At 73.3% G+C, this 20,621-nt stretch carries 16 protein-coding genes; 10 read left to right on the forward strand and 6 right to left on the reverse strand.

Annotation, left to right across the window (positions count from 1 at the left end; translation table 11 throughout):
• The first annotated feature begins 247 nt into the window (after positions 1-247).
• The 3 genes from ACIBCA_RS13100 to ACIBCA_RS13110 all read left to right on the forward strand — a co-directional run bounded on the left by ACIBCA_RS13100 (position 248) and on the right by ACIBCA_RS13110 (position 3,413).
• Positions 248-1,573 carry an MFS transporter gene (locus tag ACIBCA_RS13100; RefSeq protein ID WP_396282951.1) on the forward strand — a complete coding sequence of 442 codons (1,326 nt, stop codon included), beginning with the start codon at positions 248-250 and terminating at the stop codon, positions 1,571-1,573.
• Positions 1,574-1,929: 356 nt separating this feature from the next.
• Positions 1,930-2,307 (forward strand): hypothetical protein, encoded by a 378-nt coding sequence (locus ACIBCA_RS13105; RefSeq protein WP_396282952.1) that lies wholly within the window; start codon positions 1,930-1,932, stop codon positions 2,305-2,307.
• A gap of 32 nt (positions 2,308-2,339) precedes the next feature.
• Positions 2,340-3,413: a hypothetical protein gene (locus ACIBCA_RS13110; protein ID WP_396282953.1), complete on the forward strand. Its 1,074-nt coding sequence runs from the start codon at positions 2,340-2,342 to the stop codon at positions 3,411-3,413.
• Positions 3,414-3,493: 80 nt separating this feature from the next.
• Here ACIBCA_RS13110 and ACIBCA_RS13115 read toward each other — a convergent pair whose 3' ends face one another.
• The gene (locus ACIBCA_RS13115; protein WP_396283266.1) at positions 3,494-4,903 is read right to left on the reverse strand and encodes a CCA tRNA nucleotidyltransferase; all 1,410 of its coding nucleotides are present in this window, start codon (positions 4,901-4,903) and stop codon (positions 3,494-3,496) included.
• Positions 4,904-5,265: 362 nt separating this feature from the next.
• On the opposite strand from ACIBCA_RS13115, the gene ACIBCA_RS13120 reads away from it, so the two are divergent.
• The 7 genes from ACIBCA_RS13120 (at position 5,266) to trxA (ending at position 15,876) form a co-directional block, all read left to right on the forward strand.
• A complete protein-coding gene (locus ACIBCA_RS13120; protein WP_396282954.1) occupies positions 5,266-7,734 on the forward strand; it encodes a DUF6049 family protein in 2,469 nt (822 codons plus the stop codon).
• Between the two features lie 57 nt (positions 7,735-7,791).
• Entirely contained in the window at positions 7,792-10,359 is a 2,568-nt protein-coding gene (murJ, locus tag ACIBCA_RS13125; protein ID WP_396282955.1) for a murein biosynthesis integral membrane protein MurJ, read from the forward strand.
• 305 nt (positions 10,360-10,664) lie between these two features.
• A complete protein-coding gene (locus ACIBCA_RS13130; RefSeq protein ID WP_396282956.1) occupies positions 10,665-12,500 on the forward strand; it encodes a serine/threonine protein kinase in 1,836 nt (611 codons plus the stop codon).
• A gap of 35 nt (positions 12,501-12,535) precedes the next feature.
• A complete protein-coding gene (gene sigM / locus ACIBCA_RS13135) occupies positions 12,536-13,300 on the forward strand; it encodes an RNA polymerase sigma factor SigM (RefSeq protein ID WP_396282957.1) in 765 nt (254 codons plus the stop codon).
• Positions 13,297-14,277, forward strand: coding sequence for a hypothetical protein (locus ACIBCA_RS13140; RefSeq protein WP_396282958.1), 981 nt, complete (start codon positions 13,297-13,299; stop codon positions 14,275-14,277). Before sigM ends, ACIBCA_RS13140 begins: the two co-directional genes overlap by 4 nt.
• A gap of 184 nt (positions 14,278-14,461) precedes the next feature.
• A complete protein-coding gene (gene trxB, locus ACIBCA_RS13145) occupies positions 14,462-15,427 on the forward strand; it encodes a thioredoxin-disulfide reductase (protein WP_396282959.1) in 966 nt (321 codons plus the stop codon).
• 122 nt (positions 15,428-15,549) lie between these two features.
• The gene (gene trxA / locus ACIBCA_RS13150) at positions 15,550-15,876 is read left to right on the forward strand and encodes a thioredoxin (protein WP_396282960.1); all 327 of its coding nucleotides are present in this window, start codon (positions 15,550-15,552) and stop codon (positions 15,874-15,876) included.
• 77 nt (positions 15,877-15,953) lie between these two features.
• Here the strand turns inward: trxA and ACIBCA_RS13155 are convergent, their stop codons facing one another.
• From ACIBCA_RS13155 to ACIBCA_RS13175, 5 genes are all read right to left on the reverse strand, one after another.
• Positions 15,954-16,571: a GNAT family N-acetyltransferase gene (locus ACIBCA_RS13155; RefSeq protein ID WP_396282961.1), complete on the reverse strand. Its 618-nt coding sequence runs from the start codon at positions 16,569-16,571 to the stop codon at positions 15,954-15,956.
• Positions 16,572-16,718: 147 nt separating this feature from the next.
• Positions 16,719-17,789: a ParB/RepB/Spo0J family partition protein gene (locus ACIBCA_RS13160; protein ID WP_396283267.1), complete on the reverse strand. Its 1,071-nt coding sequence runs from the start codon at positions 17,787-17,789 to the stop codon at positions 16,719-16,721.
• Positions 17,790-17,809: 20 nt separating this feature from the next.
• Positions 17,810-18,790 (reverse strand): ParA family protein, encoded by a 981-nt coding sequence (locus ACIBCA_RS13165; RefSeq protein ID WP_396282962.1) that lies wholly within the window; start codon positions 18,788-18,790, stop codon positions 17,810-17,812.
• A gap of 227 nt (positions 18,791-19,017) precedes the next feature.
• Entirely contained in the window at positions 19,018-19,851 is an 834-nt protein-coding gene (gene rsmG, locus ACIBCA_RS13170; RefSeq protein WP_396282963.1) for a 16S rRNA (guanine(527)-N(7))-methyltransferase RsmG, read from the reverse strand.
• A 185-nt stretch (positions 19,852-20,036) separates the two neighbouring features.
• Entirely contained in the window at positions 20,037-20,573 is a 537-nt protein-coding gene (locus ACIBCA_RS13175; RefSeq protein WP_396282964.1) for a protein jag, read from the reverse strand.
• Positions 20,574-20,621 lie beyond the last annotated feature (48 nt).

A 20,621-nucleotide genomic window follows, 5' to 3' on the forward strand; every position in this document is an offset into this window, starting at 1 on the left:
CGACAATCCGGCACGCCTCGGCGTTGCTGTAACCCTGCTGCACGAGCCGGGAGTATGCCTCCCGCTCCCGGGACAGCTTCCTGCGCCCCTGAGCCCTCCGGTCCTTGCGGATCTCGAAGTCCATCCCACCCCTTGAGCTGGGGTGTTGCAACGACTCCTAGAACCCAGGCGGGTTCGTGGGCCCTTCACCTTTCCCCGGCCGATGTTTCACGTGAAACACCGGCGGGTTCCATGGCACCCTGGGCGGGTGGCGATCACCGAGAACGGCAGCACCCACCAGTCCGCGCACCGCGCCACCCTCCTGGACCTGCTCCGGGGCCGTGACTTCCGGATGCTGCTGACCGCCCGGGTGCTCTCCCAGCTCTCGGACGGCGTCTTCCAGGTCTCGCTCGCGGCCTACGTGGTCTTCTCCCCGGAGAAGCAGTCCTCCCCCACCGACATCGCCACCGTGCTCGCCGGGATGCTGCTGCCCTTCTCGGTCATCGGCCCGTTCGCCGGGGTGCTGCTCGACCGCTGGCGCCGCCGCCAGGTCCTGTACTTCGGCAACCTGGCGCGCTTCGGGCTGGGCCTGGCCACCGGCGCGCTACTCCTGGCCCAGGCGCCGCACTGGCTGTTCATCGCCTCCGCCCTGCTGGTCACCGCGCTCAACCGGTTCATCCTGGCCGGCCTCTCCGCCGCCCTGCCCCGGGTCGTGGAACAGGAGCACCTGGTCACCGCCAACGCGCTCTCCCCCACCCTCGGTTCGGTCGCCGCCGCCACGGGCGGAGCCGTCGGCTTCCTGCTGCACCAGGTGATGAACCCCGGCCCGAGGGCCGACGCCGCCCTGGTCACGGTCGCCTCGCTGCTCTACCTGTCGGCCGCGCTGACCGCCCGCCGGATGGACCGCGACCTCCTCGGGCCCGAGCCCCACGACGACCACCCGAAGCTCGCCCAGGCGCTGGTGCGCGCCGCCGTGGAGCTCCGCGCGGCCCTGCGCCACCTCGTCCGGGACTGCCGGCCCGCCGTGCACGCGCTGGCCGCCGTCACCGCGGCCCGGTTCTGCTACGGCGTGCTGATCGTGGTCGTGGTGACGCTCGCCCGCTACACCTTCAACGACCCGGCCAAGCCCGCAGACGGCCTGGTCACCCTCGGCCAGGCGGTCGCCTTCTCCGCCGCTGGCTTCTTCGTCGCCGCGCTGGTCAGCCCCTGGTGCACCCGGAAGATGGGCCTGGCCGGGTGGATGACGGCCTGCCTGGTCGCCCCGGTGGTCTTCGTGCCGGCGCTCGGCCTGAGCTTCAGCCTGGTGCCCTGCCTGATCGCCGCCCTGCTGCTCGGGGTGGTCACCCAGGCCACCAAGATCTGCGCCGACACCCTGGTGCAGGAGTCGGTCGAGGACGAGTACCGAGGCCGCGTGTTCGCCATCTACGACGTGCTGTTCAACGTGGCCTTCGTGGCCGCCGCCCTGGTCACCGCGCTGGTGCTGCCGATGTCCGGCCGCTCGGCGGCGGTGGTGGTCGCGGTGGCGGGGGTGTACGCGCTCACCGCCGCGCTCTACCTGCTGGCCGCGCGCCGGGTCGCCCCTCTCCCCCGCTGAGCCGCCCCACCGAGCTGCCCCGCCCGCCTCCCCGGGGCCTCTCGACGGATTGCGTCGGACCGAGTCGCTAAGGTACGTCAGACCTGTCGCAGCGCCAGTACTCGGTTTCGGGGGACGAACTGATGAGCACACCGCCCGGTCCATACGGGCCTCCGCCCGCCGGGTACGCCCCGCCGCAGCCGCCCGTACCGCAGCCCGGCCCGCCCGACTTCGGGCCTCCGCCGCCCGCGTACGGGCAGCCCGCGCCCGCGTACGGACCACCGCCGCAGCCCGCGTACGGCCACCCTCCGTACGGGCAGCAGCCCCCGCCGCCCCCGCCGTACGGGCAACAGCAGCAGCCGTACGGCTACGCGCCGGTGGGCGCACCGCCGGCCCGGCCGGCCAGGCGCGGCCGCGGCAAGCTGCGGATCCTCGGCGCCGCCGGCGCCTGCGTCGCCCTCGCGGTCGGCTACTTCGTGACCGGCCCGAGCGTGAGCAGCGCCAAGCCCGGCGACTGCGTCCACATCAGCGGATCCCGATCGATCGAGATCGTCAAGTGCGGTGATTCGACGGCGAATCGGCGCGTACTGTCGAAGTACGAGAACACCGCCGACACCGGCAAGTGCCGGGTAGATCCACGGTCCACCGACGCCTACTCCGGCAAGAGCGGCCGCCGCTGGAACAAGAAGCGGTACGTGCTCTGCCTCGGCCCGCTCACACCCGCCGCCGGCACGCCGCCGGTCAAGAAGACCTGAGTTTCCCGAAACGACGTTCCTGGGGGGACCCCTTGTCCGTTCCGCCGCCGCCGATGCCGTACGGCGCTCCGCCGCCCGGTGACGGCAACCCGTACTCCTCCGGCAACCCCTACGGCCCGCCGGCCCCGCCCCCGCAGGGCCCGCCCGCCCCGCCCGGGTACGGCTACCCGAGCCCCCCGCCGCCCCAGCAGCCGTACGGCACCCCGCCCCCGCCGGCGGGCTACGACTACGGCGGCGGGTACGGCGGGGGCTACGGCGGCGGTTTCGGGGGCGGCGACGGCTACGGCTACCCGCCGCCGATGGACGGACCCGCCTGCCGGTTCTGCGGCGGCATGCCGGCCGTGGAGACCAATGTGCGCGGCCACCAGGGCATGATCCTCTGGTACCGGATGCTGCGGATGCCCGGCCCGTTCTGCCGCACCTGCGGCACGGCGACGGTGCGCGACATGTCGGCCCGCACGCTCGTCCAGGGCTGGTGGGGCTGGATCTCCATGGTCCTGACGCCCATCACCCTGCTGATGAACGCCTTCGCCAACAGCAAGATCAAGAAGCTGCCGCCGCCGGTCCCCGGCACCCACGGCCCGCAGCTGGACCCGGGCGTCCCGCTGGGCCGCCGGCCGCACATGGCGATGCTGCTGCTGCCGGGCTCGCTGATCATCGCCCTGCTGCTGGTGGCCGCCGGGGTGTTCGACCAGAAGAGCCACGACAGCGACGTCGTCTTCCCCGCGCCGACCCAGACGTACACCATCCCGGCGCTGCCCAGCCCGACCTACACCATCCCGCCGTACACCCCGAAGCCGCTGCCCAGCATCACCATCACGCCGTACACGCCGAAGCCGCTCAACCCGGCCGACGACGCCAAGGTCGGCGACTGCCTGCGCAACGAGAACGGCGACAGCGGGGCCACCGAGGACTCCAACCCGAAGGTCTCGATCCTGCCCTGCACGGACGCCAAGGCCCAGTACAAGGTGATCTACAAGTACACGGCCACGTCCGACCACACGGTCTGCGACAAGCAGCCGAAGGCCAACGGCTGGTACACCAGCAAGCACCCCGCCCTCCCGGCGCTGGACTACGTCCTGTGCCTGCGGGCGGTCAACAGCTGAGGCTCCGTACGGGAAACGGGGGGTGGACCGGTGCCGGTCCACCCCCCGTTCGCGTGCGCGGGGCTCGGCCCTGCGACTGCTCAGCCCTGCGGCTGCTCCGCCCACCAGGCGCGCAGCGCGGCGACCGCCTCGTCCGGCTCCATCGGGCCGTGCTCCAGGCGCAGTTCGAGCATGTGCTTGTACGCCTTACCGACCATCGGCCCGGCCTTGATGCCGAGCAGCTCCATGATCTGGTTGCCGTCCAGCGCCGGGCGGACGGCGTCCAGCTCCTCCCGCGCCTTGAGCTCGCCGATCCGCTGCTCCAGACCGTCGTAGGTGCGGGAGAGCGCGGCCGCCTTCTTCCGGTTGCGGGTGGTGCAGTCCGAGCGGGTCAGCTTGTGCAGCCGCTCCAGCAGCGGGCCCGCGTCGGTGACGTAGCGGCGCACCGCGGAGTCCGTCCACTCGCCGCCGCCGTAGCCGTGGAAGCGCAGGTGGAGCTCGACCAGGCGCGAGACCTCCTCGGTGAGCTCCTTGGAGTACTTGAGCTCCCGCATCCGCTTGCGGGTCATCTTCGCGCCGACCACCTCGTGGTGGTGGAAGGAGACCCGGCCGTCCGACTCGAAGCGGCGGGTGCGCGGCTTGCCGATGTCGTGCAGCAGCGCGGCCAGGCGCAGGGTGAGGTCCGGGCCGTCCTGCTCCAGGGCGATGGCCTGCTCCAGGACGGTCAGCGAGTGCTCGTAGACGTCCTTGTGCCGGTGGTGCTCGTCGGCCTCCAGCCGCAGCGCGGGCAGCTCGGGCAGCACGAACCCGGCCAGGCCCGTGTCCACCAGCAGCCGCAGGCCCTTCACCGGGTGCTCGGCGAGCAGCAGCTTGTTCAGCTCGGCCTGGACGCGCTCGGCGGAGACGATGGTGATCCGCTCGGCCATCGCCGTCATCGCGGCGATCACCTCGGGCGCCGGGTCGAAGTCCAGCTGGGCGGCGAAGCGGGCGGCGCGCATCATCCGCAGCGGGTCGTCGGAGAAGGACTCCTCGGGGGTGGCGGGGGTGCGCAGCACCCGGGCCTCCAGGTCCTCCAGACCGTGGTGCGGGTCGACGAAGCCGCGGCCGGGGAGGTCGACGGCCATCGCGTTGACCGTGAAGTCCCGGCGGACGAGGTCCTCCTCGATGGAGTCGCCGTAGCTGACCTCGGGCTTGCGGGAGGTGCGGTCGTACGCCTCGGAGCGGTAGGTGGTGATCTCGATCAGGAAGGACCCGTCGGCGGTGTCCTTGCGGGCGCCGACCGTGCCGAAGGCGATGCCGACGTCCCAGATCGCGTCCGCCCAGCCCTTGACCAGCTTGAGGACCTGCTGCGGGCGGGCGTCGGTGGTGAAGTCCAGGTCGTTGCCGAGCCGGCCGAGCAGCGCGTCGCGCACCGAGCCGCCGACCAGTGCCAGCCGGTGACCGGCCTCCTGGAACCGGCGGGCGATCTCGTCGGCCACCGGCGACACCCGCAGCAGCTCTTGCAGACCCATCGTCTGGGCCTCGCTCAGCCCTGGGACGACCTGGACGGCGGTGCTGGAAGGGTCGGTGTGCGCGGTGGACTCATTGGCAGTGGACACGGCTCACAAGGGTACGTGCCCCGGCAGGTCAACCGCCCGCGCGTTTCGAGCGTCTCACCCCAGAGCCCGCAACACTGCACGCCGGGCTGCATCGTTACCATGCCGGTGGACGAGTCTCGGGCACCGGACAGGGGATGCGGTGTCACGCGTCGCCGCGGCCGGCGGAACCTCCCGGCGGCAGTGCGGCGGACAGCGTCGAGTGCATCACGTCGGGCGGGCCACGCCGGGCGGCCACCATCAGCAGCGAGCGATCGAGAACGGCGAGGGCGGAACGAGTGAGTGAGCCTGCACGGCACTCGGACCAGGGGGCACGACGACGGCCCGGACGGGCCGGACACCCGGCTCCGCGGCCGGGCCGGGGGCGGCGCGCGGCCCGGCGCCTCGCCGTCGCCCTCGCGGCGGCGCTGACCCTCCTGCCGACCGCCCCCGCGGTGGCCCTCACCACCGGAGGCGGCACCCGGCCCACGGAGGCCGGCGCGACCACCGCCGAGTACCCGGTCGTGACGACCATCGAGTCGGTGGCACCGCTGATGGCCTCCCCCGGCGGCAACGTCGCGATCACCGGGCACGTCACCAACACCGGGAAGTCGGCGCTCAAGGGGGCCCACGCGGCCGTCCGCAAGCCCGCCTCCGGCAAGCCGCTGCAGCGGCGCAGCGAGCTGGGCAACGTGGCCGGCCGGGGCCCCCTGCTCAACACGGACGGCATCGAGCTGGACAGCCCCCAGTACGCCCTGCCGGAGCTGGCCCCGGGCCAGAGCCAGGCGTACACGCTGAGCGTCGCGGTGAACGACCTCGGGCTCTCCGAGAGCGGGGTCTACGAGCTCGCGGTGAGCGTCACGGGCTCCACCGCCGACAGCTCGCGCGAGCGGCCGCTGGGCATCGCCCGCACCTTCCTGCCGTTCAACCCGGGCGGCGACGCCCAGCCGACCAAGGTCACCACCCTGTGGCCGCTGGTGCACGCGCCGGTGCTGGTCGCACAGACGTTCTCCGACAACGAGCAGGCCGTCCCGGTGCTGCGCAACGACGACCTGGCCGTCGAGTTCGCGCCCGGCGGGCGGCTGTACGAGCTGGTCGACACCGGCTCCAAGCTGCCGGGGCTGACCTGGGTCGTCGACCCGGACCTGCTGGACACCGCGTTCGCGATGACCAACAAGCAGTACCGGGTGCAGAAGCCCGGCGCCCCGGCCGGCAAGCCCGCCCGCGAGGACAACACCGTCGCCGGCACCGGGACGGCCGCCGCCACGGCCTGGCTGGAGAAGCTGCGCGCCGCCGTCGCCAAGTCCGGCAGCCAGGTGCTGTCGCTGCCGTACGCCGACCCGGACCTCGCCTCCATCGCGCACAACGGCGCCGACCTGCCCGGGATGGGCACCGCGCTGAACAAGGCCGCCACCGCCGGCCGGCTGACCGTCGAGGGCCGGCTCTCCGTGGACACCCGCTCCGACGTGGCCTGGCCGTACCAGGGCTACCTCGACCAGCAGATCGCCGGCATCTCCCAGCAGGCGGGCAACGGCCTGCTCCTGGTCAACGGCGCCAGCATGCCGGAGCCGGACGCCCTCACCTACACCCCGACGGCCGTCCGGCCGATCGGCACCGGGCAGAGCGCGGTGGTCGCCGACGAGACCGTCTCCGGCCTGATCCAGGGCGACCTGGGCAACCCGCAGACGCAGACCCTGACGACCCAGCGCCTCCTCGCCGAGACGTACGCGATCACCCACGAGCAGCCGCAGAACCAGCGGGGCCTGCTGATCATGCCGCCGCGCGAGCTGTCGGTCACCACGGCCAAGCTCCTGGCGAACGTCCTGCAGACGGCCGCCGACAAGTGGATCACCCCGGTCAAGCTGGACGTGCTGGCCCAGTCCGCGCCGGACCCGAAGGCCGGCACCGGCGTCCCGGCGCCGACCGACTACCCCGCCCAGGCCAGGGCCTCCGAGCTGTCCGCCGCCGACCTCAGCGCCACCGACGGCATCCAGCACGACCTGGACGTGCTGATGCGGGTGCTCACCCTGCCGCAGCGGGTGCGCGGCCCGTTCAGCGCGGCGATGGTCCGCTCGCTGTCCACCCAGTGGCGCGGCGAGGCCCCGACGGGCGTCGCCTACCGCGCGGGTGTCACCACCTACCTCAGCGACCTCCGCAAGGCGGTCAGGGTGCCCCAGAAGACCTCGGTCACGCTGGCCGGGAACACCGGCCAGCTCCAGGTCAGCGTCCGCAACGACCTCACCCAGACGGTCACCAACCTCAAACTGGTGCTCACCTCCACCCAGCCCAACCGGCTGAAGGTGGGCCTGCCGGAGGAACTGGTCCTCCCCGCCGCCCAGAGCGTCACCCTGCGGTACCAGGCCGAGGCGCAGAACAACGGCCCGGTCTACGTGTGGGCCCAGCTGTGGACCACCGGCCCGAACCCGCAGCCGTACGGCGAGGCCCAGCGGTTCACGGTCGAGGTCACCTCGGTGACCAACGGCGTGCTGTACGTCTTCGCGGGCGCCGGCGTCCTGCTGCTGCTGGCCGCGCTGCGCTTCGTCCGCCAGCGCAAGCGCCGCGCCGGGCAGCCGCACGAGGACGGCGACCAGCCGATCGACGACGCCCCGGCGGCGGACGGGGCCGAGGAGCGCTCCCCTGATGAGGACGCCCCGGAGAAGGACGCCCCCAAGAAGGACGGCACCGGAGGCTCTCCCGATCGGACACCGGACGACGACGGCGCCGATGGCCGGAATCGGACCTCCGGTGATGAGAAGGTTGGTCCTTGATACCGCCGACCACCCGCGATGCCGGGCCGGCCTCCCCCACGACAGCGAAGAGGTGACATGACCGGGCGCAGCGAGGAGCGGCCGCCGGGCCGCGCCGAGAGCCGGCCGGGCGCCGAGTCGCCGTCCGGCGACTGGTACGTGGCGGACACCTACGCACAGGACCCGTACGCGGCCGACGCGTACCAGGGCCCTCAGGACGGCCAGGACCCGTACGGCCTGCGGGCCGGGCACCCGGCCGCGCAGCAGCAGCCGCCCGCCGCGTACGACGTGCCACCGCAGCTGCCGCCGCAGGCGGGCGGCTACCCGACGCCGGTCCCGGCGGCCACGCCGTTCCCGGCCCCGGCGCCGTACTCCCCCCCCGTGCCGCCGCTGCAGCCCGGCTGGGACACCCCGGCGCAGCCGGTCCAGCCGGTCCAGCCGGTCCAGCCGCCTCAGCAGGCGCAGCCCGGTTGGCCGCAGGAGCAGCAGGCTCCGGCGGCCGGTGGCCAGTGGGCCGGGGCCCAGCAGCCCCAGCAGCAGTGGGAGCCGGGCCCGGCACACTCGGCCTGGGACTCCGAGACCACCGAGTACGTCGGGGTGGACGCGCTGTTCGGCGCCGCCCGTCCGGCGGAGGCCGTCGCCTCCCCGCCGCCGGTGCCCCAGCCCGCCCCCGCGCCCGTGGCCCCGCCCGTCGCTCCGGCCGCCCCCTACCCGCCGATGGGCGGCTACCCGGGGCAGCCGCAGTACGGCGGCCAGGACGGTCACGGTGGTCAGGACGGTCATGGAGGTCATGGCGGTCATGGAGGCCAGGGCGGCCAGGGCGGCCAGCGCCCCTTCGTGCCGCCGATCGAGTTCGACCCGCCGCTGTCCGAGGAGGAGGCCACCATGCAGGTGGCCGCCGTCGCGGTGCCCCCGGCCGTCGAACCGCTCGCCGACCTCGCCGAGGAGCACGCCCCCGAGGCCCCCGCCCCGGCCGCCCCCGCGCCGGGCGGCGGTGGCGGCGGCAAGGTCGCCTCGCTGCTGAACTCCAGCGCGATCATGGCGGCCGGCACCCTGGTCTCCCGCGGCACCGGCTTCGTCCGCACGATGGTCATCGCCGGCGCCATCGGCCTCGGGACCATGGGTGACTCGTACAACGCCGCGAACACCCTGCCCACCCTGCTGTACATCCTCATCGGCGGCGGCGCGCTCAACGCCGTCTTCGTGCCGCAGCTGGTGCGCAGCATGAAGAACGACGAGGACGGCGGCACCGCCTACGCCAGCCGGCTGCTCACCCTGGTGATGGTCGGGCTCGGTGGCGTGGTGTTCCTCGCCGTGCTCGGGGCTCCGCTGCTGGTGCAGATGATCGCCCACCCGATGATGGAGAACCCGACCCGGGCCGACACCACCGTGGCGCTGGCCCGGTACTGCCTGCCGACCATCTTCTTCATGGGCGTCCACGTGGTGATGGGCCAGGTCCTCAACGCCCGTGGCCGCTTCGGCGCGATGATGTGGACCCCGGTCCTCAACAACGTCGTGGTGATCTTCACCTTCGCCGCGTACATCTGGGTCTACGGCGGCTTCAACGGCACCAAGGTCGTCCCCGAGGACATCTCCCCCGAGGGCGTGCGGCTGCTCGGCCTCGGCACCCTGATCGGCCTCTCCGTCCAGGCGCTGGCGATGATCCCGTACCTGCGGGCGGCCGGCTTCCACTACCGGCCGCGCTTCGACTGGCGCGGCCACGGCCTGGGCAAGGCCGCCCGGCTGGCCAAGTGGACCTTCCTGTTCGTCCTCGCCAACCAGGCCGGTTTCCTGGTCATCACCCAGCTCGCCACCGCGGCCGGCAGCGCCGCCGAGCGCAGCGGACACGGCGGCGTCGGCCTCGCGGCCTTCTCCAACGCCCTGCTGATCTGGCAGCTCCCGCAGGCCGTCATCACCGTCTCGATCATGAGCGCGGTGCTCCCCCGGCTCTCCCGGGCGGCGGCCGACGAGGACGCCGGGGCGGTGCGCGACGACATCTCGTACGGGCTGCGCACCAGCGCGGTGGCGATCGTCCCGGGCGCCTTCCTGTTCCTGGCGCTGGGCCCGGCCATCAGCCGGTCGATCTACGGCGTCGGCGGCGGCGAGACCACCCTGGCCAACGCGACCAACGTCGGCCTGATGCTCTCCGCGTTCGCGCTCGGGCTGATCCCCTACTCGGCGCAGTACGTGATGCTGCGCGGCTTCTACGCCTACGAGGACACCCGGACGCCGTTCACCAACACCGTCTGGGTGGCGGTCTGTCAGGCCGCCTTCTCGGTGCTCTGCTGGTTCGTCCTGCCGGCCCAGTGGACGGTGACCGGCATGGCCTTCGGCTACGGCCTGGCCTACGCCGTCGGAGTGACGGTCGCCGTGCCGAAGCTCAAGCGGCGCATCGGCGGGCTGGACACCAAGCGCATCGGCAAGACCTACAGCCGCCTGGCCGTCGCCTGCGCGCCGGCCGCGGTGGTCGGTCTCGCCGTCAGCCTGGGCGCCCAGCAGGTGCTGGGCGGCTGGTGGGGCAGCGTGGCCTCGGTGGTCCTCGGCGGCGGTCTGCAGCTGCTGGTCTTCGCGTTCATCGCGAAGCGGCTGCGGATCGAGGAGCTGAACGCCATGCTGGGCATGGTCCGCGGCCGACTGGGCCGCTGATCCTCGTACCGACCGGCCGGACGAGCGGGCGCCCTGACCGGGCGTCAACGGGAGCCAGCGGCTCCTCCGCTCGTCCGGCCGCGCACCGTGCCGACCCGCCCCCGTACCCCGGGGACGGCGCCGATGGCGGCCCGGTGTCGAATCTGCACCACATCTCTCCACCCCCGCGCAACCGAGTGGACCCCTCAGCGGTCGTACCCGGTGGAGAAGAGTGGGCACAATTGTCCTGGAGCACCGGCGGCCAACCCCCCAGCGCTCCAGCGACTCTCTCAGGCCGGGGCGACACAAGGGGAGGCAGGACCACGGTGGCCGATGGCACCAAGGCGGTCGTCGACACGTCAGCAGCTGACGCGGCGGCGGACGTTTCCGAGGACGACGGGGACGGCCGGGGCGCCGTCTCCGGCGAGGAGACCTCCGAGATCACCGCGCCGCTCTCCGTCCGCGAGATCGCCGCCGAACTGGCCGCCGGCAACCCAGGGAAGAAGCCCGCCGCCACTCCGGCCGCCGGGCGCGCCGAACGCGTCCCCACCGACCCTCAGCCCACCGTCGACCCGCGCGACACCGCCACCCTGCCGCGCACCCTCCCGGCCCCGATACGGCACAGCGGCGACAAGATCGGCAACCGGTACCGGCTGGAGGAGTGCATCTCCCAGACCGAGACCTTCAGCAGCTGGCGCGCCGTCGACGAGAAGCTCCGCCGCGCCGTGGGCGTCCACCTGATGGCCTCCGGCCACCAGCGGGCCCGCAAGGTGCTGGCCGCCGCCAAGTCCGCCGCCCTGCTGGGCGACCCGCGCTTCGTCCAGGTGCTGGACGCGGTGCAGGAGGGCGAGCTGGTCTACGTCGTCCGGGAGTGGCTGCCGCACGCCTCCGACCTGGCCCGGCTGCTCGCCAACGGCCCGATGGAGCCGCACGAGGCGTACCAGATGGTCCGCCAGGTCACCGACGCCGTCGCGGCCGCGCACCGGCGCGGCCAGGCCCACCTGCGGCTCACCCCGCGCTGCGTCCTGCGCACCGACAGCGGCCAGTACCGGATCAACGGCATCGCCGTGGACGCCGCGCTGCGCGGGCTGCCCGCCGAGGACACCGAGGAGGACGCCGCCCGCGCCGACACCCGGGCGATCGGCACCCTGCTCTACGCCGCGCTCACCCACCGCTGGCCGTACCCCGAGGACCGCTACGACCTCAAGGGCCTGCCCAAGGACCTCCAGAACGCCGCGCCGGACCAGATCCGCGCCGGCGTCCACAAGGGCCTGTCCGAGCTCGCCGCGCGCGCCCTGTTCGACCACCCGCCGCACCACGGCGAGCCGATCACCACCCCGGAGGAGCTGGCCCGGGTGATCGCCCGGATGCCCCGCATCCGCCCGCCCGAGCCCGAGCTGCCCGCGTTCACGCCCCCGCCCCGGCACAACACCCACGCGCTGCCCACCGCGCCCAACCCCACCCGGGTCGCCGACCCCGCCGTCGCCCCGCTGCCCGCCACCTCCCGCCCCACCGCCGCCCGGCGCACCCGGCGGCGGCTGCGGCGGGCCGTCAAGGCCACGGCCTGGACGGTCGCGCTGGGCGCGATCGGCGTCGCCTCCTGGCAGTTCGTCGGCCACCTGCGCAACAACGGGCAGTCCCCGACCGCTCCGCAGCACACGGTCACCAGCGCCGCGCCGGCGCCGCAGAACACCACGCCCCACGCCCCGGTGCCGATCCCGATCAAGGAAGCCTTCTCGTACAACCCCCAGGGCGACTCCCCCGAGTCCGTCTACCTGCTCCCCAAGGTCTTCGACGGCGATCCGAACACCTCCTGGGTGACCAAGAGCTACGTCGACCCCTTCGGCCCCAAGCCGCTGCCCAAGGAAGGCACCGGCCTGCTGATCGACCTGGGCTCGGCCCAGTCCGTCAGCTCGGTGAACGTCCAGTTCGGCGGCTTCCACACGGCCGAGCTGCGGGTGCCCAACGCCCAGGCGGCCGCCAACCCCCAGAGTGCCCAGCCCTCGGCCTACACCCTGCTGGACAAGAAGACCGGCGACACGGTCGACTTCACGCTCAGCACCCCGACGAACACGCGCTACCTCTTGATCTGGCTGACCAGCCTGCCGAAGGATACGAGCGGGTACCGCGGACAGATCAACGAGATCAAGGTCGTCGGCTGACACCCGGAGACCGGACCGACAGACGAGGGGTGACAGTGGCGGACGACGACGCGACGCTGCTCGCCCGGCACGTCGCCGGCGACCCCGACGCCTTCGGGCAGCTGGTGAACCGCCACCGCGACCGGCTCTGGGCGGTCGCCCTGCGCACCCTGAGCGACCGCGAGGAGGCCGCCGACGCCCTCCAGGACGCCCTGGTCTCCGCCTTCCGGGCGGCACCCGGCTTCCAGGGCCGCTCGGCCGTCACGACCTGGCTGCACCGGATCGTCGTCAACGCCTGCCTGGACCGCGCCCGGCGCAGCGCCACCCGCCGCACCACCCCGCTGGGCGAGGACCCGCAGCGGCTGGACGCCCTCGTCGGTACCTCCGAGCCCGCAGACTCCCCGGTGGAGCGGGCGGAGGTCCAGCGCGAGGTGACGGCCGCGCTCGCCTCGCTCCCCGCCGAGCAGCGGGCGGCGCTGGTCCTGGTCGACATGCAGGGGTACCCCGTGGCCGAGGCCGCCGAGCTGCTGGGCGTCCCGGTCGGCACGGTGAAGAGCCGCTGTGCCCGCGGGCGGGCCCGGCTGCTGCCCCTGGTGCGGCACCTGCGGGAGCCCTCCGAGGGGTCCGCCGGTCCGGGCGGTCCCGGCGGTCCGGGCGGTCCGGGCGGTCCGGATGTTCCACGTGGAACGCAGCGTGGAACACCGCACGGAACACCGCCCCGGCCGGCCGCCCGGGGGAACCCGACCGGCCCCCGCACCGTCACAGGGACAGGCCAGAACACCGGCCGGACGATTCTGGAAGGAGACGCGAGCCCGCGATGAGCGCCCCCCTCTCCTCCCCCGGCCCCGCCGGGGCCCACCCCGACGTCGACGAGCTGGCCGACCTCTCCGAAGGGCTGGTCGAGCCCGCCGACGCCGCCGAGGCGCTTTGGCGGCACGTGGACGGCTGCGCCGAGTGCCGCGAGACCGTCGAGGCGCTCGCCGAGGTGCGGGACCTGCTCGGCGACGTCGAGACCCCGCCGATGCCCGCCGACGTCGCCGCCCGCCTGGACGCCGCGCTCGCCGAGGCGGCGGCCACGGCTGCCCCGGCTTCGCCCCCGGCCTCTGCTCCTGCTCCTGCCACAGCCCCTGCCACCGCCCCAGCCACAGCCGCCGTCACCGAGCCCGTCGCGGCCCCGCGTCCGCCCACCGCGCCGCCGGGCCGCCCCGCCGCGTCCACCACCGGCCCCGGCCGCTCCCGGAAGCCCTGGCGGCGGCGTCTCGGCCTGCTGGTCGGTACGGCCGCCGCGGTGGCCGCCGTCGGCCTGATCGGCTCCCTGACGCTGCGCGGCGAGGACGAGACGGGCAGCAGCACGGCCGGCGCACCGGTGAAGGCCGCCGCGACCCCCTCCGGGGCGGCCGCCCGGGCCGATCGGACGCCCGGCACCACCGCCTACCGCGATGACCAGCTCACCCTCCAGATCGGGCAGCTGCTGGCCCGCTCCGGCACCGCCTCCGTACAGCCGCCCGCCGAACCGGGCCTGCGCTCCCCCGCCGCGCAGCCCGGGGACGGCCGCCCCGAGCAGCCCGCCCTGGCCTCGCCCTCCGCCGCCCCCTCCGCCGACCCCTCCGCCGTTCCCTCCACCTGTCCGACGCTCGCCCCCGGGGTACCGCTGGCCACCGACCGGGGCACGTACGGGGGCGCCCCGGTCGAGGTGCTGGTCTACCCCTCCCCCGGGGACCGGTCGCAGGCCGAGGTCTACCTGCGCTCCCCCGGCTGCGGCCCTGTCCTGCTCCACCGGACGGTCCCCGTCCACTGAGGGTGCGGAACCGGACCGTTCCCGTGCGATCGACGACGGGAGCGGCGCGACGCTCCCGAAGTTCGGGCACCTGGTACTGATCCGCCTGGGAATGCGGGAGACTGGTCAGTCGTTGTCCCGGGCGGCGGAGCAGGACCGCCCTCCCCGCAGCAAACGCGGGTCGCGATGCGAACCAGGAGAAGCAGTGAGCGACGTCCGTAACGTGATCATCATCGGTTCCGGCCCGGCCGGGTACACGGCTGCGCTCTACACGGCCCGTGCCTCCCTCAAGCCGCTGGTGTTCGAGGGGGCCGTCACCGCGGGTGGCGCGCTGATGAACACCACCGAGGTCGAGAACTTCCCGGGCTTCCGGGACGGCATCATGGGCCCCGAGCTGATGGACAACATGCGGGCGCAGGCCGAGAAGTTCGGCGCCGAGCTCGTCCCGGACGACATCGTCTCCGTCGACCTCACCGGCGACGTGAAGACCGTCACCGACTCCGAGGGCAACGTCCACAAGGCCCGCGCGGTGATCGTCACCACCGGCTCGCAGCACCGCAAGCTCGGTCTGCCGAACGAGGACAAGCTCTCCGGCCGCGGCGTCTCGTGGTGCGCCACCTGCGACGGCTTCTTCTTCCGCGACCAGGACATCGCGGTGGTCGGCGGCGGCGACACGGCCCTGGAGGAGGCGACCTTCCTCTCGCGCTTCGCCCGCAGCGTCACGATCATCCACCGCCGGGACTCCCTGCGCGCCTCCAAGGCGATGCAGGAGCGCGCCTTCGCCGACCCGAAGATCCGCTTCGAGTGGAACAGCGCCGTCGAGGCCATCCACGGCGACCCGAAGCTGAGCGGCGTCACCCTGCGCGACACGACCACCGGCGAGACCCGCGAGCTGGACGTCACGGGCCTGTTCATCGCGATCGGCCACGACCCGCGCACCGAGCTCTTCAAGGGCCAGCTGGACCTCGACGACGAGGGCTACCTGAAGGTCGAGTCCCCCTCGACGCGCACCATCATCCCTGGCGTCTTCGCCGCGGGCGACGTCGTCGACCACACCTACCGCCAGGCGATCACCGCCGCCGGCACCGGCTGCTCCTCCGCGCTGGACGCCGAGCGCTACCTCGCCTCGCTGGACGACCTGGAGGCCAAGGCCGCCGCTGTGACGGTCTGACCTTCCTCCCCCACGGGGGTGTTCCACGTGGAACACCCCCGCCCCCGCCAGGCGGAAACACAACGACCCCCCGCGTTGTTCTCCTGGCAGCACCCCCTCCGCCCTCTACCCGAGGAGTTCCCGTGGCCGGCGCCACCATCACCGTCACCGACGCGACGTTCGCAGCCGAGGTCCTGGAGAGCGACAAGCCCGTACTGGTCGACTTCTGGGCCACCTGGTGCGGCCCGTGCCGCCAGGTCGCCCCGGTCCTGGAGGAGATCGCCAAGGAACACGGCGAGAACCTGACCATCGCCAAGCTCGACGTGGACGCGAACCAGCTGACCGCCGCCGAGTACAACGTCATCTCGATCCCGACCCTGATCCTGTACAAGGGCGGCCAGCCCGTGAAGCAGATCACCGGCGCCCGGCCGAAGGCCGCGCTGCTGCGCGAGCTGGACGGTCTCTACTAGGCCCGGCGCTCGTCGACGGAGACGGCGGCGGGGCTCCCCTTTCGAGGGGAGCCCCGCCGCTTCCGTCTCCCGGCGGCTCAGAACGGCCGCAGGGCCGGCTCCTTGCGGCCACCGCCGAGCAGCCGCTCCAGCGCCCCCTCCACGTCACCGCGCCAGGAGAGCGTGGAGCGCGCCTCCAGCCGCAGCCGTGGGTAGCGCGGATGCGGCCGGACGGTCTTGAAACCGACCGCCAGCAGGTGGTCCGCCGGCAGCACGCAGCTGATCGGCACCCGCCCGGCGAAGCCGAACGCCTCGATCGCCCGGACCCCTCGCCCGACGAGGTCCTTGGCCACGGTCTGCACCAGCACCCGGCCGAGCCCCTGCCCCTGATAGCCCGGCAGCACCCGGCTGATCATCAGCTGAACGGCGTCCGTCGAGACCGGGCTCGTCGGAAAGGACTGCGAGCGGGGCACGTACGCGGGCGGGGCGTACAGCACGAAGCCGGCGGGCTGGTCGTCCACGTAGACGATCCGGCCGCAGGAGCCCCACTCCAGCAGGACGGCGGAGATCCATCCCTCCTTCTCCGCCTCCGGCTTCCCCGACTCCACGGCCGCCCTCCCGCTGACCGGGTCCAGCTCCCAGAACACGCAGGAGCGGCAGGTCGTCGGCAGATCGGCGAGGTTGTCCAGCGTCAGCGGCGCGATCCGGCGTCCCATGCCCCGTACACCTCCTCCACTTCACAGTCGAGCCCCCCACGACGAGTACGGGCCCGTCAACGGCGATGGGTGCACCTTCCGCGTGAACGAGGTTCCACGTGGAACATGCACCCATCCGCCATGCCCGAGCGGCGGCCGGTCCCCGGCTCAGCCCTGCGACAGCCGCAGGCCGTCCTCCCCGGGGGCCATGCTGTCCAGAATGCGGTTCAGGTCCTCCACCGACCCGAACTCCAGTACCACCTTGCCCTTGCCCAGCTTGCCACCGCTCTGCGACACCTGGACCTTGACCCGGGTGTCGAAGCGGTCCGAGAGCCTGGTCGCCAGCTCGTTGAAGGCCGGGCTGATCCGCGTGCCGGCCTTCGGCGTCCGGGGCTTCTTCGGGGCGGGGTCGGCCTCCCCCTTCATCACCTGGACGATCTCCTCGGTCGTCCGCACCGAGATGCCCTCGGCGACGATCCGGGCCGCCAGCTTCTCCTGGTCCTCGGCGTAGAGCAGACCGCCGATCGCCTTGGCGTGACCGGCGGAGAGCAGCCCGGCGGCGATCCGGTTCTGGACCCTCGGGGGGAGCTTGAGCACCCGCAGGGTGTTGGTCACGTGCGCACGCGAGCGACCGACCCGGGCCGCCAGGTCGTTCTGGGTGCAGGAGAAGTCCTGCAGCAGCTGCTCGTAGGCGGCCGCCTCCTCCAGGACGTTGAGCTCCGCCCGGTGGAGGTTCTCCAGCAGGGCGTCCAGGAGGAGCTTGTCGTCCTCGGTGGCCCGGACGATCGCCGGGATCAGCGTCAGACCGGCTTCCCGGGAGGCGCGCCAGCGGCGCTCGCCCATGATCAGCTCGAACTGCTCCGGCCCGGTCTGGCGCACCACGACCGGCTGGAGCAGACCGACCTCCTTGATGGAGGCGATCAGCTCCTCCAGCTTCTCCTCGTCGAAGACCTCACGCGGCTGGCGCGGATTGGGCTTGATCGAGTCCAGCGGCAGCTCGGCGAAGAAGGCGCCGGCCACCGGCTCCGGCTGCTCGGTCTGGGGCTTCTCGAGGAGCCGCTTGCCCACGGCCGCCCTGGCCGCCACCGTCCCGCGCCCGCCCGGCAGCACCGGCACGGAGGCCGGCGACGTCGTGCCGGTCGCCGTCACCGAGGTCGGCGCGGACGGGGGGGCGGGCTGCGCCGCCCCGCCGTCGGCCGGGGCGGCGGGGCCGATCAACGCCTCGAGCCCTCGTCCCAGACCCACCCTGCGACCACCACTCACTGCTGACCCTCCGTCGTGCCGTGCCACTGGGGCCCCGTGCCCCGTACCGCTGTCGTGCTGGTGCCGTCCCGCTGCTGACCCACCAGCGAACCGTTCGGGCCCACCGCGCGCAGCGCGAGCTCACGGGCGGCCTCCAGGTAGGAGAGCGCCCCGGTCGAGCCCGGGTCGTAGGTGAGCACCGTCTGCCCGTAGCTGGGCGCCTCCGAGATGCGGACCGAGCGCGGGATCGCCGTGCTCAGCACCTCGGCCTGGAAGTGGGTCCGGACCTCCTCGGCGACCTGGGCGGCCAGCCTGGTCCGGGCGTCGTACATGGTGAGCAGGATGGTCGAGACCTGCAGCACCGGGTTGAGGTGCGCGCGTACCAGCTCGACGTTGCGCAGCAGCTGGCCGAGGCCCTCCAGCGCGTAGTACTCGCACTGGATCGGGATCAGCACCTCCTGGCCGGCGACCAGGGCGTTGACCGTCAGCAGGCCCAGCGAGGGCGGACAGTCGATCAGGATGTAGTCGAGCGGTTGCTCGTAGGCGGCGATGGCGCGCTGCAGCCGGCCCTCCCGGGCGACCATGGAGACCAGCTCGATCTCGGCGCCGGCCAGGTCGATGGTGGCGGGCACGCAGAACAGCCCCTCGACGTCCCGCACCGGCTGGACCACGTCGGCCAGGGGCTTGCCCTCGACGAGGACGTCGTAGATGGAGGGCACCTCGGCGTGGTGGTCGATGCCGAGGGCGGTGGAGGCGTTCCCCTGCGGGTCGAGGTCGACGACCAGGACGCGCAGTCCGTGCATCGCGAGCGAGGCGGCCATGTTGACGGTGGTGGTGGTCTTGCCCACCCCGCCCTTCTGGTTGGCGACCACCATCACCCGGGTGGTGGCCGGCCTGGGGAGCCCCTCCCCCGCTCGGCCGATCGCCTGGACCGCGGCCTGGGCAGCCCGTGCGATGGGCGTGTCGTCGATCTGGTCGACAATCTCCGAGTCCTGCATGGTGGTCAGTGTTTCACGTGGAACGGGAGCGGCAACAGTCGCAGCCCGGCCGCGGCTGAGGATTCCGGAGAGCAAGGAGCGACGTTTCACGTGGAACACCATGCCCGCTTTGCCGGAAATCTGACGTTGCGACACTCCGGTGGTCCGACGGCGACCCCGCCTTCACCTGAACGACGACGGGCGGACGCCCTCCCTCAGGAGGTCCGTCCGCCCGTCGGCCGTACGTGTCAGCGGCCGTGACGCCGCCCGCCCCGGCCGCGGTCACCCGCGGCCCGGGTTCCGGAGGTGCGCCCGGCCCGGGCGGCCTTGGCCCGCTTGGTCGCCGCCCTGACGCCGCCGGGGCTCTCCCCCGCCTTGACCTGGATCACCCGGGTCGAGGTCTCCAGGGTGCCCTCGCCGACCGAGATCACCGTCGACTCGACCGCGCCCAGCTTGGCCAGACCGGCCCGGGAGTCGGCCAGCTCCTGCTCCGCGCTGTCCCCCTTGAGCGCGAGCATCTGCCCGTACGGGCGCAGCAGCGGCATGCCCCAGCCCGCCAGCCGGTCCAGCGGAGCCACCGCGCGAGCCGTCACCACGTCCACCGCGAGCTTGCCGACCATCTCCTCGGCCCGGCCGCGCAGCACCGTGACGTTCTTCAGGCCGAGCTCCCGGACGACCTCCTCCAGGAAGGTGGTCCGGCGCAGCAGCGGCTCCAGCAGCGTCACCGAGACGTCCGGGCGGGCCAGCGCCACCGGGATGCCCGGCAGGCCCGCGCCGGAGCCGACGTCGCACAGGGTCGAGCCCTCGGGCAGCAGCTCGGCCAGCACGGCGCAGTTGAGCACGTGCCGGTCCCAGAGCCGGGGCACCTCGCGCGGCCCGATCAGCCCGCGCGACACCCCGGCGGTGGCCAGCAGCTCGGTGTAGCGGACGGCGGCGTCGAAACGGTCGCCGAACACCTCCCGGGCGGCGGCCGGCGCGTCGGCCAGGACGTCCACCTCCGGTGCCTGGTCGCCCGGCTCCTCGGCGGACGGATTCACGTCAGCCGCCCCCGGACGGCCGGCAGCCGCGTTGTCCGTGTCCATCTCGACCTCTCCGCTCCCCGGATCGTGTTCGACCCGCTCATTGCACTGTTTCACGTGAAACATCGCCGCCGGACGCCACGCCCCGCGGAAGGGACGACGACCCCGCCCGCACGAGGCGGACGGGGTCGCGTCCGGTGAAGCCCGTCCGGTCGCCCCGCGGCGACCGACCGTCGGCCTGCCGGCCGTCAGGCCGGCAGCACGACCACGAACCGCTGGGGCTCTTCGCCCTCGGACTCGCTGCGCAGACCGGCCGCCGCGACGGCGTCGTGCACGACCTTGCGCTCGAACGGCGTCATCGGCCGCAGCTTGACCTGCTCGCCCGTGGACTTCGCCTGCTCCGCGGCCTTGGCCCCGAGCACGGCCAGCTCGGTACGCTTGCGCGCCCGGAAGCCCGCGATGTCCAGCATGAGGCGGCTGCGCTCACCGGTCTCCCGGTGCACGGCCAAGCGGGTCAGCTCCTGGAGGGCCTCCAGCACCTCGCCGTCCTGGCCGACGAGACGCTGCAGCGTACGGTCGTTGCCGTCGCCGACGATGGACACCAGGGCGCGGTCGCCCTCGACGTCCATGTCGATGTCGCCGTCGAGGTCCGCGATGTCGAGCAGACCCTCCAGGTAGTCCGCCGCGATGTCGCCCTCCTGCTCCAGGCGGGCGACGAGGCCCTGGTCGGCGCTGGCGGCGGCCTCGGCCTCGGCCTCGACGGCGGAGGTGGTGCCTTCCGTCACTGATGGACTCCTTCGGAGTTGGGCCCGTCGGACGGGCCGGGAACGAAG

Origin of the sequence: Kitasatospora sp. NPDC051170 (assembly GCF_044455705.1) — a bacterium.
Taxonomy (GTDB): domain Bacteria; phylum Actinomycetota; class Actinomycetes; order Streptomycetales; family Streptomycetaceae; genus Kitasatospora.